A 13,843-nucleotide genomic window follows, 5' to 3' on the forward strand; every position below is an offset into this window, starting at 1 on the left:
AAGCGAACGAGGAGGCTCAAGCCATGCCCGCGGAAAGCGAGCGCCGGAACGGAAAGCAACAACTCGTTGAATGGATCACTATCTTTAATTTGCTTCTTATAGAAATTACTCTTGACTAGAGGCAAGAAAGCATCCGACTGTTGCGGAAATCAACCGATCATGCATAAAATTTTATTTATTTTATATTTCAAAAAAAATGGAGCTTCCCCACAAGTAAACTTGTTGAGAAAGCTCCATAAAATCTTTTAATATACTTTATCACCATTAAAGATTGAATTTTTTACTACTACATAATCCACATTTCGGATTGCTTCTAATTTATTGCCACCAGCATATGAAATAGACGATTGAAGATCTTGTTCCATTTCTCTTAATGTATCTTCTAGCGGTCCTTTATACTCAACAAACATTTTTTTGCCTTCTACGTTCTTCTTTTCACCTTTTTGAAATTCTGAAGCGGAACCGAAGTATTCCTTAAACAATTTACCATCTTTTTCAACTGTCACTCCTGGTGATTCTTCGTGGCCAGCAAACAAAGAACCAATCATAACCATTGATGCACCAAATCGCACAGATTTAGCTATATCACCATGTGTACGAATTCCTCCATCAGCGATTATCGGCTTACTTGCTGCTTTTGCACACCAACGTAATGCAGCTAATTGCCAACCGCCAGTACCAAATCCAGTTTTAATCTTTGTAATACATACTTTACCAGGTCCAATACCAACTTTTGTCGCATCTGCGCCAGCATTTTCTAATTCTCTCACAGCTTCTGGAGTTCCTACATTTCCAGCAATAACAAAACTTTTTGGCAAATACATTTTAATATGCTTAATCATTTCAATTACTGCATTGGAATGACCATGCGCTATATCAATCGTAATAAATTCAGGTATAAGTTGTTCTTCTGCTAATTGCTGAATAAATGTATATTCCTCTTCTTTAACCCCTACACTAATGGATGCAATCAATCCACGAGATTGCATATCTTTAATAAAAGATACTCTCTTCTCTGGTTCAAAACGATGCATAATATAAAAATATCCATTTTCAGCTAAATAATTGGCAATTTTATCATCTATAATTGTTTGCATATTTGCAGGTACTACAGGCAGTTTAAATGTATGTCCACCTAAAGTAACAGTTGTATCACATTCAGAACGGCTATTTACGACACATTTTGCCGGAATTAATTGAATATCTTCATAATCAAATACATTTTCCATTATTAACACTCCTAAAAACGAATATTAAAACTAAAGTCGAACGAAACGTTCGTCCTTTGCATAATTTACAGTATTTTTATGAGGATGTCAAAGGTTTTAGATAAGAATTTCAAGATTTCATACCGTTTTATCATACAATTTATGTGGTAAAGACATAATAAAAAAGCTTTATACGAAGGAAGGTGAACTAATGACAGCAAATAGATTAATCCATGAGAAATCACCATACTTACTTCAGCACGCACACAATCCTGTTGACTGGTATTCATGGGGTGAAGAAGCTTTTGAAAAAGCGAGAATAGAAAATAAACCTATCTTTGTAAGTATCGGTTATAGCACTTGTCATTGGTGTCATGTAATGGAGAAAGAATCATTTGAAGATGAAGAAGTAGCAAACTTACTAAATGAACATTTTGTGTCTGTTAAGGTGGACCGTGAAGAACGTCCAGATATCGACTCGATTTATATGAATGTTTGTCAACTGCTCACCGGTCAAGGCGGATGGCCACTCCATGTGTTTTTAACTGCAGATCAAAAGCCTTTTCATGCAGGAACTTATTTTCCTAAAAAAAGTAAATATGGTCGTACTGGGATGCTTGAAATGCTGCCGCAAATAGCAGAGATTTTTCAAAAAGAACCAAGACGTATTGACGAGATTAGTAAGAAGCTCACTCATGCAATGAACGATAGCTCTAATTCACAGGAAGATTCTATTCCTCCAAATGCAATCCATCAAGCATATCAACAGTTAACAGGTAGTTTTGATACACAGTACGGTGGTTTCGGTATAGCTCCTAAGTTTCCTTCTCCAGTTCAGCTATTATTTTTATTGCGTTATTATTATGCTAACCAAGATCAAAATGCTTTGGATATGGTCGAAACAACACTTGATGGAATTGCACTAGGTGGAATTTATGATCATATTGGATATGGATTTGCTCGATATTCGACGGATGAAATGTGGCTAGTTCCCCATTTTGAAAAAATGTTATACGACCAAGCCCTACTTCTGCTTGCGTTTACGGAAGCATATCAAATTATGAAGATTCCACAATATAAGGAAATCATTTATAACACGATCGAATTTATTGAACGTGAAATGACACACCCTGAAGGTGGTTTTTATTCCGCCATTGATGCGGATAGTGAAGGTTCAGAAGGTACTTATTATATTTGGTCTTACCATGAAATATTGGACATACTTGGTGAAAAAGAAGGGACTTTATATGCAAAAGCGTATGATGTTACAGAAGAAGGTAATTTTGAAGGGAAGAATATACCGAACTTAATTTATTCAGATGCCAAAGCATTAGTAGATGAATACGATATCACATTAGATGAATTAGAAGATAAGCTAGAAGCTTCTCGTCAGCTTTTATTTTCTAAACGCCAGAACCGTATATATCCTCATCTTGATGATAAAATTCTTACTTCTTGGAATGGATTACTTATTGCAGCCCTCGCAAAAGCAGGTGCTACATTTTCAGAACCTAGATTTATGGAGCTCGCAATTAATGGAATGAAATTTATCGAAAAACACTTATTCCAAGAAAATATTCTTTATGCCCGTTATCGGGATGGCGAAGCAAAACATCTCGCTTATTTAGATGATTTTGCAAATGTTATTTGGTCATTAATTGAGCTACATCAAGCTACTGGGAACAGCGATTATATAGGAAAAGCGAATAAACTAGTGAATACACTATTTTCACAATTTGAAGATATTGATAAAGGAGGACTTTTCTTTACCAATAAAGATGCAGAAAAATTATTTGTTAGAGAAAAAACTGCTTTAGATAATGCAACACCTTCCGGTAACGGTATTGCAGCAATGCAACTATGGCGATTAGCAAAAATTTCTGAAGACATGGAGTTGCTGCGTAAGGTCGAAAGTATCATTGCGGCATTTGCAGACGATGCAGTTCAATACCCATCCTCAGTTTTGTCTACGTTAAGTGCACTTTTAGCATTCTCTGCTGAAGGCAAGGAAATAAAAATTAGTGGAGATTATGAAAATGAAATTATGAATTATCTACAAAAAACATTTCGCCCCTATGATGTGTGGTTGCTCGATAATAATGGATCTGCAGCCCTCTCTGTCCAAATTTGTCAAAATAATATTTGTCATACACCCTTAACAGAAAAAGAACAAATCATGAAAGTGTTATCATGAATAGTAACTAGCATATAATTTAACATGAGTAGGCACTTAGTAGTGTCTACTCAGCATAAATATTTCAATCCATTTTATTCGTTCACTTAACTCGAGTATTGCTTGCATCATTTGAAGCTGTTCCGTCTTGTTCACAATTGTATGCATTTTCATTTTTTCTACTGATTCTTCAACCTTCAATAAACTTTCTCCCATTTCTTCTACAAAATGTTCTATTTTCATATACAATTCCTCCATTCGTTTATATGTATTATTCTAAAGTCTATCTAAGTTAACTCAACTGTCAGAATTTATCGTAATTTAGCATAATTGTCTTTTGGGTAGTATTTGTTATCCAAAATTCATTTTTAGTTCTCTTTAGGCATCCATAATTTTTTTTTGAACTATATTGTTTAGAGGACGAATCAGCGAGCGACCTCGGAGCACACACTTGAGATGGGTTAGTCTAATAAGTAAGACAATCTATGAAACCGCTCCCTTTCCGCATGGCACTGAAAAACTCAAATTAATATTTTGTAGCAACTATTCCTGAATCTCTACTTCATACAATAGTACTTATCGAGGAGCTTGAGACTCCTACGGGACTTGAGAGATAGACGAGATCCCGCGGAAAGTGAATGTCAAAGTGGTAAATTCGGGTAGATATTAGCCATTTTTTAAAAACTATTATTTTTCGATGCCATCCTTTTCATCGTATTCACGATTTGATAAAAAATTTAGTCTATCAGTATACAAATTTCAAAATTTATAGCATATCAATAGATATAAAGAGTTAAGGAGATGATTTTATGCATCCAAATCCTGTCGATCCAGAAGAAATGGCCATGAGGCAGAATTTAGATTTAATTGCTTCCCTTAATATGATTGGAGAAGGAGGTCCTGTTCCTATCGTTGAAGACGATGAACCGAAGGAAGTAAAAGTTTCCACAGATTCCGAAAATAATAAACCTCCTGTTAAATGACCCCTACTTATGTGGAGAGCACTGAAAAATTTACGTTTTTTATAGTGTATTGGATTCAAAACAAAAAGAAGGCACTTTCTGTTCGATGTTGAACAGAAAGTGCCTTCTTTCTTGTTCAATTTTACTCTTTTAGAATAAATGAAAAATCAACAAGTTCATTCATTTGGCGAAGCATATTATCTTTGGACACGACAATATCATAAATCGCCATGTACGAACTTAGATGAGGAGTTACTTGATATAGCGAACAATATATCTTTCACTTGCTTGCTATGAAATCCTTTTGAGGACTTTTTTAGTGCTGCCACCTTATGTGTTTTTTGTTAGAGTTAAGCCAGGTACAAAACCGTTTAATATATTGTATTCTGCCGAATATTGTGATAAATTGAATTGAATCTTTAATTGAAGTTTTTACTTCATTTTAATTTAAATTTAACGGAGTCCCTTCACAAAGGAATGAATATATTGAAATTACAGGAACTTATACGAGAACATTATACCTCCATGTCTAAAAGTCAGAAAAAATTAGCGAACTATGTATTTGATCATCCAAAAGACATTGCCCTTTGCTCCGCAGCCGAACTCGGTTCGAAAATCGGAATTAGTGAATCTACTGTTATTCGATTTACTTATACACTTGGTTTCTCTGGATATATGGAACTTCAGAAGCTTATTCGAGAACATTTTTTTTCACATGAAAGCAGTATCACTACCTATCAACAATCAAAACTTTTACTTCAACAAGACAGCACTTTTTATAAACAAGTTATGGAAAAAGATCGACAATCCATTCTTCACACAATGAATCAAATAGATGAATCTTACTATTATAAAGCAATTACAAAACTTTCGAAGGCAAATTCCGTGTACGTCCTTGGTCTTCGGACCTCATATTCTGCTGCGAACTGGCTTTCCTTTTCCTTAGGATTGGTTAAAGAGAATGTACATTTTATGAGGCCAGAAACAGAAGATGTAATTCGAACAATTACCCAAATGAATTCTAATTCGGTCGTAATCATCATTTCCTTTCATCGTTATTTAAAAGAAACGATTCAAATTGCTCAGCTTATACGAAGACAAAAAGCGTTTATTATAGGAATAACAGATTCACCGTTAGCTCCTATTCATGTACATAGTGATGTTTTATTTCCAATTTATTCAACAAGCAAGTCTACTCTTGATGCAGTTTCTCCTCTATTCTCGTTTATGAATGCTATCGTAGCTGGCTTAATCGTAGAACAAAAAGATGATTTCAATAAAAATCAGGAATTGTATAAAAGTATTCCAAGTAACTTTTTATTTGAGGAGGAAGGAGAAACAACATGAAAAATGCTTTATCAGAAATAAAACCAATTGTGGAGGTCGTTTTTGAACATCTCCATAGTCATCCAGAAATAAGCTGGAATGAAATTGAAACAACCAAATATATAAGAGAATTGTTAGTTAGTGAAGGATTCAATGTAACTACTTTTGAGGATACTACTGGACTTGTCGTTACTATCGGAAGTGGGAAACCATGCGTGGGGCTTCGCACGGATATGGATGCACTTTGGCAAGAAGTTGATGGTGAATTTAAAGCAAATCATTCTTGTGGACATGATGCTCATATGACAATGGCAATTGGGACCCTGTTTTTGTTAAAGAAACTTGGTGTTCCTCAAAAAGGTACACTGAAAGTATTATTCCAACCAGCTGAAGAAAAAGGGCAAGGTGCACTTTCATTCGTAGAAAAAGGCTTAGTAGATGATATTGACTACTTATATGGAGTTCATCTTCGTCCAATTCAAGAATTAAGAAATGGATATTGCTCACCTGCAATCATACATGGTGCTGGAAAACTAGTTAGCGGGAAAATTCACGGGGTGGAAGCGCACGGTGCAAGACCACATCTTGGAGTAAATGCTATCGAAGTTGGTGCACAAATAGTGCAAGCAATTCAATCAATCTATTTGGACCCAATCATGTCTTATTCAGCAAAACTCACAAGATTTCTTGCTGGAGGAGAATCAGCTAATATTATTCCGGGAAATGCAGAGTTTAGTATAGACGTTCGAGCACAATCGAATGCTGCTATGAGTGAGTTAATCGGTAAAGTAGAGCATGCTATCCAATCTGTTGCATTTCTAAATAATATTACAATTGATTTTCATATTGACACGGAAATTGTTGCTGCGCAGGTAGATCCTACAGCAGTTAAATTCATGAAAGAGGCTATAATAGAGACAATCGGAAAAGAACATTACATCCCTCCTATTATTACTCCTGGAGGGGAGGATTTTCATTTTTACACATTAAAAAGACCTGCTATTAAGGCTACCATGCTTGGACTAGGTTGCGATTTAGCTCCTGGATTACATCATCCAAATATGTCGTTTAAACATGAAAGTATATTAACTGGTATTGAAATTCTTGCACGTACCGTAATGGATACTTTTCAAAGAGGTGAAACGGTTGAATGATACTATAACTATTCGAGTATTGAAAACAACGGAAGATATGCGTCTTGTCCAACAATTAGAAGAAACAATTTGGGGAATGGGATCTATTCCGATTCATCAAACACTTACAGCAGTGAAAAATGGCGGACTTATGATTGGTGCATTCGACGAGGAAAAATTAGTTGGATTCTCATATGGCTTTGCAGGATATAAAAATAATGAAGTGTATTTATGCTCGCATATGTTAGGTATTCATCCGGAATATCAGTTGCGCGGAATTGGAAAAAAGTTAAAAGATATGCAGCTTATTATCGCAAAAGAGATGGGGTACAATCTTATTACATGGACTTTTGATCCGCTAGAGAGTAGGAATGCATACTTAAACGTATCCAAGCTATATGGAGTTGTTGACACGTATATTGAAAATTGTTATGGAGAAATGGAAGGCGGTCTAAACGCTGGGCTGCCAACAGACCGTTTACAGATTGAATGGTGGATAAATAGTGAACGAGTAGAGAATAAATGGATGCCAAAGGATTTCAATTATGAACAACCCTTTCAAATCACTATATCGGAACATAATTATCCCTTATTGATTGAACCTTATATATTTGAACCAACACAAGAAGGATATGAATTACCAATCCCCAGCAACATTCAAGACATAAAAACGATAGATCCTGAACTTGCCTTAAACTGGCGTTTGCAAACAAGAAAAATTATGCAGCAATTATTTAGTGAAGGCTATGCTTTAGTAGCTGTTCGAAAAACAGATGATCCTGTAAACTATTATCAATTTGTAAAAAAATCAACGATACCATTACATCTAAAGGGGCAATTACATGATTATTAAAGAGATTAATATTCGCAAAATGAAAATGACAATGAAATCACCTTTTTCGACAAGCTTTGGAACTTTTCAAGATAAAGAATTTCTTCTATTAGAAGCTACAGACGAACTTGGAAACACTGGTTGGGGCGAATCAACTGCATTCCACTCTCCGTGGTATAACGAAGAAACACTAGAAACTAACTTACATATGATTAGAGATTTCTTAATTCCACTCGTATTAGATAAAGAATTCAAACATCCAGACGAAGTAAGTGAACTGTTTGCCCCTCTTCGCAAAAATAATATGGCGAAAGCAGCTGTCGAAGGTGCTATATGGGACTTATTTGCAAAACGAAATAAGTTAACGCTTGCGGAAGCCCTCGGTGGTACTGCAGATAAAATTGAGGTTGGTATTAGTATTGGAATTCAAAAAAATACTTCTGATTTAATAGAATTAGTACGTGGCTTCGTAGCAGAAGGCTATAAACGAATGAAAGTAAAAATTAAGCCTGGTCATGACGTGGAAGTTATACGTGCCCTACGTGAAGCTTTCCCAGATGTTCCGCTTATGGCGGATGCAAATTCCGCTTACACATTAGATGATATTGAATTGTTAAAACAGCTGGATGAATTTAATTTAACGATGATCGAGCAACCTCTTGCTTCAGATGATATTATCGATCATGCAAAACTGCAAAAAGAATTAAAAACACCGATTTGTTTAGATGAAAGTATTCATTCATTAGAAGATGCTCGCAAAGCAGTTGAACTTGGAAGCACCAAAATTATTAATATTAAAATTGGTCGTGTTGGCGGCTTAACAGAATCTAAAAAAATACATGATTACTGTATGGAAAACGGAATTCCAGTATGGTGTGGTGGAATGCTTGAATCTGGAGTAGGACGTGCCCATAATGTAGCACTTACCACATTACCTAACTTTATTTTGCCTGGCGATACAGCAAGCTCTTCACGTTATTGGGAAGAAGATGTGATTACACCAGAAGTAATTGCAGAAGATGGCTATATTACCGTACCACTAGCATATGGAATTGGATACGAGCCAAATATAGAAGCAATGGATCGTTATACAGTCGAACAATTTCATTATAAAGCATGAAATGAATAAGCACCTATCTCCACTTGAGAGTTAGGTGCTCTAACTAATAAATTTTCTGAATATACAATCTTTTTCGGTGAAAAAGGGGTTTTGAAGAGTGAAAAAAAGTTTTCAAATCGGTTCTGCTATTATTGGAATTATTGTAGGGGCAGGATTTGCTTCTGGACAAGAAATTTTACAATTCTTTTCGAGCTTTGGTTACTTTGGAATTACAGGTTCTATTCTAGCCGCTATATTGTTTGCTTTTCTTGGAATGAATTTAACCCAATTGGGAAGTGTCTACAAACTACTTCTCACAAGGATGTAATTTATCATATTTGCGGTAGATATCTAGGTGTCTTTGTAGATATTATTATTACATTTTTCTTATTTGGAGTAACTGTTGTTATGTTCTCCGGGGCAGGAGCAATTTTTGAAGAACAATTTGGATTGCCTGCTATTGTAGGAAGTCTTTTTATGGCAGCCATTACTATAGCATCCGTTACGTTGAATGTCCAAAAAATTATTGGTCTGATTAGTGCAGTTACTCCGTTCTTGTTGGTAATGGTTATTTTAATTGCCGGTTATTCTTTACTCCATTTCGACCCTTCTGCTATTAATATCGATTCTGGCGTTGCAAAAGCTTCTCCAGCTGCTTCAAATTGGATGTTGGAAGCATTATTGTATGTTTCTTATAATATTGCAGCAGGTGTAGCGATGATTACCGTTATCGGTGGTACAGTAAAAGATCAAAAAGTAGCCGGCTGGGGTGGAATTATCGGTGGACTTGGTTTGGGACTATTAATTTTATTAATAAATATTTCGATGTTAACACAAATAGAAAATATTTCCGGAGTGGCAATGCCAATGATTTCGTTAGCAAATGAAATACACCCAGTTATTGGATTTATCATGGCACTAGTTCTTATAGGTATGATCTACAACACCGCGGTTGCCATGCTCTATGCGTTTTCTGCTCGTGTAGTAAAACCAGAAAAGTCATCTTTTAAATCATTTACAATTTTGTTTGGAATTATAGCATTTATCGCTAGTTTCGTTGGATTTGTTAAACTTGTAGGTACTGTTTATCCTGTCACAGGATATTTAGGATTTCTATTAATTGCTGCAATTATTGTATCTTGGTTCCTGTATAAAAGTAGATCTTCAAAGGTTTATGTATAGGTGAAATTATAGGAATCCCTTTACTATACTATTTCCCAGGAAATCAAGGTAAATCTGCCAATCTACTAAAAGAGTCCTTTCACTATAATAGCGAAAGGACTCTTTTTAAATTACTTTTTAACGTCTACAATACGACCTTCTATTTCATTCTTAACAGTTTTCATTGTCTGAAGTTGCTCTTGAAGATTTTCCCAATCAGAAAGTCCTAAGTCTGTTACACGGCCTTCTGCATAAGCTTTGGCGAATACATAGTAACCGTCTCCACCTTTTGCAGTGAATGCGTTTGTTGCAACAACATATTTTTCAGCATCTTTGATGTCTACAAATGTTCCATCAGCAGTTTTAACCTTAATGGATACTACGCGTTGACCTTCTGGTTTAGAAGAATCGAATTCTACTTTTGCTCCAGAAACGTGTAAGAAACCACCATTTTCTTTTGGATAGGATTTAAAACTAATTTCAAATGCAGCTTTTAGTTCAGCACCCGTTACTTCCATTGTTGCTAATGTATTACCAAATGGAAGAACCGTAATAACCTCACCTACAGTAATTGGACCAGCATTAATTTCTGAACGAATTCCTCCGCCGTTTTGAAGAGCCATTACTACTTTATTATTAAATGTTTTAGCCTTTGCTAGCATGCCGTCTGTAATAATGTTACCTAGTGCTGTTTCATTTTTACGTACGCTTGGATCCGTATCGACTTTTACTCGAGGATTTGTAAGTTCTTCTTCTGCAATTACACCAATTTCTTTTCCTTTAATTTCTTTAATTTTTTCTGAGTATTTCTTTAGTACTTCAGCTGCAGCTGGATCTTCTTTTTGATCTTTTATTGGAATTAATTTTCCATCATATCCTGTAATTTTACCTTTTCTATCAAATGTTACATCTAAAGTTCCTAAAAAATCACTGTATTGGTAAGCTTGAACAATAACAGTTGGATCTTTCTTAGCTCCATTTTTATCTTTATCTACTACAACTGGTTTGTCCAATTGAGTATGGCTATGTCCACCAACGATTACATCTATCCCCGTTACAGCAGCTGCTAATAATAAATCATTATCATATTCAGCGCTATCATCAAAACCGATATGTGTAACAGCAACGACTTTATTAACACCTTGCTTCTCAAATTCATCTACCATCTTTTGAGCAGCTTTAATATAATCCGTAAATGTAACATCTTTAGGACTTGAAATATCCGCTGTTTCAGCAGTAGTTAGTCCAAATAATCCAATTTTCTGTCCATCTACTTCTTTAATAATGCCGCTATAAATTTGTCCATCTTTAGGATCTGAAGAAACATTTACATTAAATAGACCTTTAAGATTTACATCTTTTGAGAAGTCAACATTTGAACTAACAAATGGGAACTTTGATTTTTCGATGAACTCTTTAAGCGCTAGATGGCCTTCAGGACTTGAGCCAAGATCAAATTCATGATTACCAAATGTCATAACATCATAATCCATTAAATTCATCAACTCTAAATCTGCTTGTCCTTTGAATTCATTAAAGTATAAAGTGCCAGAGAAAACGTCACCAGCATCGATTAATAAAGCGGATGGTTTTACAGCTCGTACTTCATTTATTGCTGTTAGACGTTTTGGAGCTTGGTCAGTATGTGCATGTGTGTCATTAAGGTGCATTAATGATAAAGTAAAGCCTACATCTACTTTATCTGAGATTGCTTGAACTTGTTTTAAAAGCTCTTTTACTGCTGGAAGAGTTTTTTCGCTTGGAAGTCTATCTAGTAATGGTTGAATAGAATCTACTACTTTTATAGCTTCTTCTTTTTTGCCAGCATTAAATAATGCTTCTGCTTGATTGACTTTCATATAAACAGTAACTGGAACCATTAATGCATCTCTTTTTAAATTTGCAGGATCTTTGTATTGTTTTAATAATAGATCACGAGCATCTTTACCAGTAAAACGATATAAAATAGCTGTTCTTGTCTTCAGTTGAGCTGATAGCTTGTGATATTCTTTTTCTATTTTTGCCCAGTCTTTATTTGTCTCTGCTTTTTGAATGTCTTTCATGATAGGATCTAAATATTTGTCCGCATAGTTGTATGCATCAATATAAGGGATTAAACCTTTTGTCACTCTTTCATAATACAACTCATCTAAATTTTTTAGCAAAGTATCTTTGTTTTTTGCATCCGATTTTACAATAGCATCTTTAGCTTTTTGATAGTTTGCTTTGGCTTTATTTAGAGTTGCATATAAACTTGAGCTTGTAGCAAGTTTTCCTGCTTGTGCTGGAACTACATAAGAATAAGATGCATTTTTAATATCTTTTCTTGCTTCATCTACTACATTTTGTAGAGAACTACTTGCGAAAGAAATACTTGACGCTGAGAACAATGATGTTGCAATCACTGCTGCTACTGCGGACTTCTTCATTTTACTATTCTTCATAATTTTCCCCCTAAATAATGGTTATTGAGTAATTATTTCATTAATAATTACCAACTATTCTTAGACTAAACTAATTACTCATCTATCACAAGTGAATTTTAGATAATTTGTTGTTTAATAACTGTAAATATGTTGTTCTAATATTACACTTACGTAAAGATATCATGGTAATTTTTGACAGAAGACCTTCTATTTATTTAAAAGTTAGTGTTCTAAGACAAATTCAATCTTAAACAACTGATTGCCCCTGTCTCTTTGTGGTATAATAAGGTATCAAAAAAGAGATGGGAGCCTCACAATGTTAAAAGATATTTTTATGACTTTATCAGAAAACCAACTATTAAATGGTGCAGCAAAAAGATATGGTTTAAAAATGGGTGCACAGCATGTAGTAGCTGGTACAAATATTGAAGAAACAATTGAAAGTATTAAGAAATTGAATGCAGTAGGTATTTCATGTACAGTGGATAATTTAGGAGAATTTGTTTTCGAAAAAGAAGAAGCTTTGGAAGCAAAAGATCAAATTATTGCAGTAATAGAAGCAATTGAGGAGAACCAAGTGGATGCTCATATTTCATTGAAGCCATCTCAACTAGGTCTAGATATTGACTATGATTTTGCTTTAGAAAACTTAAAAGAAATTGTATCAATTGCGCATAAATATGGTACATTCATCAATATCGATATGGAATCACACAAACATTTACAACCTTCTTTCGATATTTTGGACGAACTTTCGAAAGACTATGATAATGTTGGAACAGTAATCCAAGCTTATTTCTATCGTGCGGTAGAAGATATTCAAAAATATAAAAACTTCCGACTTCGTATCGTAAAAGGTGCTTATAAGGAACCACTAGAATATGCATACCAAACAAAAGAAGAAATTGATAAAAACTATATCGAGTTAATCGAATGGCATTTACTAAACGGTAAATTCACATCTATCGCAACACATGATCACAATGTTATTAACCATATTAAGCAATTTATTAAAGATAATAATATTCCAAATGACAAATTTGAATTCCAAATGCTTTACGGCTTCCGTACAGATATGCAACATCAACTTGCAAAAGAAGGTTATAACTTCTGCACATACGTACCATTTGGTAAAGACTGGTACGGATACTTCATGCGTCGTCTTGCTGAACGTCCACAAAACTTGAATCTTGTAGTAAAACAAGTTTTCAACAAAAACACAAACACACTTCTTGGAATTGCTGCTGGGGCATTCGCGCTTGGTAGAATAACAAAAAGAAACAAAAACAAACGCTAATTTAGAAACACTGCACAGCCATAAACACTAATGGCCGTGCAGTGTTTTTTTTATGATAATAGTTTTGTGATAAATGGGGGCATAAGAAAAACACAAGCAACTTACCTCTAGTCAAGAGTAATTTCTATAATAAGCAAATTAAAGATAGTGATCCATTCAACGAGTTGTTGCTTTCCGTTCCGGCGCTCGCTTTCCGCGGGCATGGCTTGAGCCTCCTCGTTCGCTT

The 13,843-nt window shown here is 34.8% G+C and carries 12 protein-coding genes; 9 read left to right on the forward strand and 3 right to left on the reverse strand.

All coding sequences use genetic code 11. The features are described 5' to 3' along the window. Positions 1–245 precede the first annotated feature (245 nt). Positions 246–1,229 (reverse strand): GMP reductase, encoded by a 984-nt coding sequence (gene guaC, locus ACFVR1_RS19215; protein WP_387586299.1) that lies wholly within the window; start codon positions 1,227–1,229, stop codon positions 246–248. Between the two features lie 190 nt (positions 1,230–1,419). Here guaC and ACFVR1_RS19220 point away from each other — a divergent pair, with 190 nt between their 5' ends. Beyond that, on the forward strand, positions 1,420–3,402 hold the full coding sequence (locus ACFVR1_RS19220; protein ID WP_387586300.1) for a thioredoxin domain-containing protein: 1,983 nt from the start codon (positions 1,420–1,422) through the stop codon (positions 3,400–3,402). A gap of 36 nt (positions 3,403–3,438) precedes the next feature. Here the strand turns inward: ACFVR1_RS19220 and ACFVR1_RS19225 are convergent, their stop codons facing one another. Beyond that, positions 3,439–3,624, reverse strand: coding sequence for a hypothetical protein (locus ACFVR1_RS19225; RefSeq protein WP_387586301.1), 186 nt, complete (start codon positions 3,622–3,624; stop codon positions 3,439–3,441). Positions 3,625–4,190: 566 nt separating this feature from the next. On the opposite strand from ACFVR1_RS19225, the gene ACFVR1_RS19230 reads away from it, so the two are divergent. From ACFVR1_RS19230 to ACFVR1_RS19260, 7 genes are all read left to right on the forward strand, one after another. Next, positions 4,191–4,364, forward strand: coding sequence for a hypothetical protein (locus tag ACFVR1_RS19230; protein WP_387586302.1), 174 nt, complete (start codon positions 4,191–4,193; stop codon positions 4,362–4,364). A gap of 456 nt (positions 4,365–4,820) precedes the next feature. Continuing rightward, complete coding sequence (locus tag ACFVR1_RS19235; protein WP_387586303.1) at positions 4,821–5,690, forward strand: MurR/RpiR family transcriptional regulator; 870 nt, start codon at positions 4,821–4,823, stop codon at positions 5,688–5,690. Then, complete coding sequence (locus ACFVR1_RS19240) at positions 5,687–6,823, forward strand: M20 peptidase aminoacylase family protein (RefSeq protein WP_387586304.1); 1,137 nt, start codon at positions 5,687–5,689, stop codon at positions 6,821–6,823. Before ACFVR1_RS19235 ends, ACFVR1_RS19240 begins: the two co-directional genes overlap by 4 nt. Then, positions 6,807–7,655 (forward strand): GNAT family N-acetyltransferase, encoded by an 849-nt coding sequence (locus tag ACFVR1_RS19245; protein ID WP_387586305.1) that lies wholly within the window; start codon positions 6,807–6,809, stop codon positions 7,653–7,655. Before ACFVR1_RS19240 ends, ACFVR1_RS19245 begins: the two co-directional genes overlap by 17 nt. Further along, a complete protein-coding gene (gene menC / locus ACFVR1_RS19250; RefSeq protein ID WP_387586306.1) occupies positions 7,645–8,754 on the forward strand; it encodes an o-succinylbenzoate synthase in 1,110 nt (369 codons plus the stop codon). The genes ACFVR1_RS19245 and menC overlap by 11 nt, the downstream gene beginning before the upstream one ends. A gap of 97 nt (positions 8,755–8,851) precedes the next feature. Next, a complete protein-coding gene (locus tag ACFVR1_RS19255) occupies positions 8,852–9,061 on the forward strand; it encodes a hypothetical protein (protein WP_387586307.1) in 210 nt (69 codons plus the stop codon). Between the two features lie 80 nt (positions 9,062–9,141). Continuing rightward, positions 9,142–9,915: a YkvI family membrane protein gene (locus ACFVR1_RS19260; RefSeq protein ID WP_387586308.1), complete on the forward strand. Its 774-nt coding sequence runs from the start codon at positions 9,142–9,144 to the stop codon at positions 9,913–9,915. 110 nt (positions 9,916–10,025) lie between these two features. On the opposite strand, the gene ACFVR1_RS19265 is transcribed toward ACFVR1_RS19260, so the two are convergent. Further along, positions 10,026–12,338, reverse strand: coding sequence for a 5'-nucleotidase C-terminal domain-containing protein (locus ACFVR1_RS19265; protein ID WP_387586309.1), 2,313 nt, complete (start codon positions 12,336–12,338; stop codon positions 10,026–10,028). 298 nt (positions 12,339–12,636) lie between these two features. Here ACFVR1_RS19265 and ACFVR1_RS19270 point away from each other — a divergent pair, with 298 nt between their 5' ends. Then, a complete protein-coding gene (locus tag ACFVR1_RS19270) occupies positions 12,637–13,617 on the forward strand; it encodes a proline dehydrogenase family protein (protein ID WP_387586310.1) in 981 nt (326 codons plus the stop codon). Positions 13,618–13,843: the final 226 nt, after the last annotated feature.

The organism is Psychrobacillus sp. NPDC058041, assembly GCF_042885655.1.
GTDB lineage: Bacteria > Bacillota > Bacilli > Bacillales_A > Planococcaceae > Psychrobacillus.

Bases quoted from the DNA above. Each gene is read 5' to 3' on its own strand.
- guaC (WP_387586299.1), bottom strand. From the start codon at position 1,229: ATGGAAAATGTATTTGATTATGAAGATATTCAATTAATTCCGGCAAAA.
- ACFVR1_RS19220 (WP_387586300.1), top strand. From the start codon at position 1,420: ATGACAGCAAATAGATTAATCCATGAGAAATCACCATACTTACTTCAG.
- ACFVR1_RS19225 (WP_387586301.1), bottom strand. From the start codon at position 3,624: ATGAAAATAGAACATTTTGTAGAAGAAATGGGAGAAAGTTTATTGAAG.
- ACFVR1_RS19230 (WP_387586302.1), top strand. From the start codon at position 4,191: ATGCATCCAAATCCTGTCGATCCAGAAGAAATGGCCATGAGGCAGAAT.
- ACFVR1_RS19235 (WP_387586303.1), top strand. From the start codon at position 4,821: ATGAATATATTGAAATTACAGGAACTTATACGAGAACATTATACCTCC.
- ACFVR1_RS19240 (WP_387586304.1), top strand. From the start codon at position 5,687: ATGAAAAATGCTTTATCAGAAATAAAACCAATTGTGGAGGTCGTTTTT.
- menC (WP_387586306.1), top strand. From the start codon at position 7,645: ATGATTATTAAAGAGATTAATATTCGCAAAATGAAAATGACAATGAAA.
- ACFVR1_RS19260 (WP_387586308.1), top strand. From the start codon at position 9,142: ATGTTCTCCGGGGCAGGAGCAATTTTTGAAGAACAATTTGGATTGCCT.
- ACFVR1_RS19265 (WP_387586309.1), bottom strand. From the start codon at position 12,338: ATGAAGAATAGTAAAATGAAGAAGTCCGCAGTAGCAGCAGTGATTGCA.
- ACFVR1_RS19270 (WP_387586310.1), top strand. From the start codon at position 12,637: ATGTTAAAAGATATTTTTATGACTTTATCAGAAAACCAACTATTAAAT.